Origin of the sequence: Halomonas sp. 111 (assembly GCF_052379685.1) — a bacterium.
Lineage (GTDB): Bacteria > Pseudomonadota > Gammaproteobacteria > Pseudomonadales > Halomonadaceae > Vreelandella > Vreelandella citrativorans.
The window spans coordinates 1-1,988 of the sequence record NZ_JBQSYV010000045.1 but is presented as its reverse complement, the minus strand read 5'-3'; the positions used below and the strand labels follow the sequence as shown (position 1 = coordinate 1,988).

Below are 1,988 nucleotides of genomic sequence, written 5' to 3'. Positions count from 1 at the left end.
GCTCTTTAGTAAACTCCGCTTCTTTACCGATTTTACCTTGCTTTCACTCGCCAACTTTTCAGACAGAACCTAAAAGCTTCCCAAGCATTAAAAACAACTTTTAAGGCTCAATTTAAAATTAATGCGCTAAAGCTCGCCCTCAACGGGGCTAAGCCTTTGCTTAATTGCTGAATAGATTGACCAACATAAAAAAAGTGCTATTAACGCAAAAAAGGTTGCGCTAACAGGTCTTTCTAAAAACACCATCAAATCTCCCCGGCTTATCAACATGGCACGCCGAAAGTTTTCTTCCATCATCGGCCCCAAAATATACCCAAGGAGCAATGGCGCTGGTTCAAAACCCAAGATTAATAACACGCATCCAATAACGCCAAACACAGCCACTAGCATAATATCCATATTGGCATAATTAATGCTATAAACACCGATCACAATAAACAGAATAATTGCGGGGTAAAGTATAGGATAAGGTATTTTCAACAAGCGAACCCATAACCCCACCATCGGTATATTAAGTATCAAAAGAAGTAAATTACCAATTAAAAAACTAACAACTAATCCCCAAAACAAATCAGGGTTATCTGAAATAACATTAGGCCCTGGCGTGATGCCGTGGATTAAAAGCGCGCCGAGCATAAGAGCCATAACTGCATCACCGGGAATACCCAAGGTTAAAGTAGGTATAAAAGCAGATTGAGCTGCTGCATTATTTGCACTTTCAGGCGCAGTAATACCTTCTATCGCCCCTTTGCCGAATTTGGAAGGGTCCTTAGAAACTCTTTTCTCCAAGGCATAGGCTATAAAAGATCCTATTGACGTGCCCGTTCCTGGCAATATGCCAATCCCGGTACCTATTCCAGTACCTCTTAATATAGGAAACACACTATCTTTAACATCACGCTTCGTTGGTAAAAGTGAACGAAACGTAATTTTTTGACCATTTTTTATCTGAGCCACTTTACCAACATTTGCAATGACTTCTGTAACACCAAAAATGCCCATAGCAATGGCTACAATATTGATACCATCATAGAGAAAAGTAAGCCCAAACGTGTATCGTTGAATACCAGTACTTACGTCAGTACCTACCATCCCTAACATAAGACCGAACACGACTGCTGCCAACCCCTTGGCAGGCGATCCCTGCACTAGAATTGCAGCGGCCACGAGTCCAAGCAACATCATGGCAAAATAATCTGCCGAATTAAAAGCAACGGCAAAATTTGCCAAAGGAGGTGCAAAAGCAGCCAGTACAATTACTGTAATAAAGCTACCTACAAACGATGCAATCGTCGTCATAAAAAGCGCAACACCAGCCCGCCCATTTTTCGACATGGGATAGCCGTCCAAACAGATGACAGACGAAGACGGTGTACCAGGCAAATTCAGGAGAATTGCCGCCGTGGACCCACCATACTGTGCCCCATAATAAATGCCAGCTAACATTACGAGCGCCGTTGTAGCGGGTACATAATATGTTAAGGGCAAGAGCATCGAAATAGCAGCGAGGTGGCCAACACCTGGGATAACCCCAATAAACATTCCAATCGTTACGCCCAAAGCGCAATACATAAGGTTTTCAAGGGTAAAAGCAACGGATATACCAAGTGCCAAATTATTTATAATTTCCATTAGAAACTCCAAGGAAAAAGGCGAATTGGCATATTAAGCCCCAGTATAAAGATTAGATACGACATTAGGCATAATGCAAGTGATATCAAAGCCAACCTTACTGGCTTGAACTTTTTCTCACTTAAACCGCACAAAAAAACAAGCGTAACTGTTGAAATGAATAGCCCAGCGGGGTTCATTAAGGAAGCAAACACAACGATGCCTGTAGTAATACAAACTAACGCTCTAACGTTAATTTTCGGAAAATCAGTCGCTGTCTTGGCTGAAAAAGCCATTATCAGAACACCAAGCGCACCAAGAAAACATCCCAAGACTCTTGGCAAATATCCAGGCCCCATGTTTCTCAAAGTTCCTAA

At 42.0% G+C, this 1,988-nt stretch carries 2 protein-coding genes; both read right to left on the bottom strand.

The genetic code is table 11. The features are described 5' to 3' along the window. Positions 1-126: 126 nt before the first annotated feature. A complete protein-coding gene (locus ACT3T7_RS18340) occupies positions 127-1,632 on the bottom strand; it encodes a tripartite tricarboxylate transporter permease (protein WP_444631919.1) in 1,506 nt (501 codons plus the stop codon). Further along, on the bottom strand, positions 1,632-1,988 hold a 357-nt coding region (locus tag ACT3T7_RS18335), incomplete at its 5' end, for a tripartite tricarboxylate transporter TctB family protein (protein ID WP_444631917.1). The genes ACT3T7_RS18335 and ACT3T7_RS18340, both read right to left, overlap by 1 nt.

What these genes read in the sequence shown, in the direction of transcription:
- ACT3T7_RS18340 (WP_444631919.1), bottom strand. Translation starts at nt 1,632, where the DNA reads ATGGAAATTATAAATAATTTGGCACTTGGTATATCCGTTGCTTTTACC.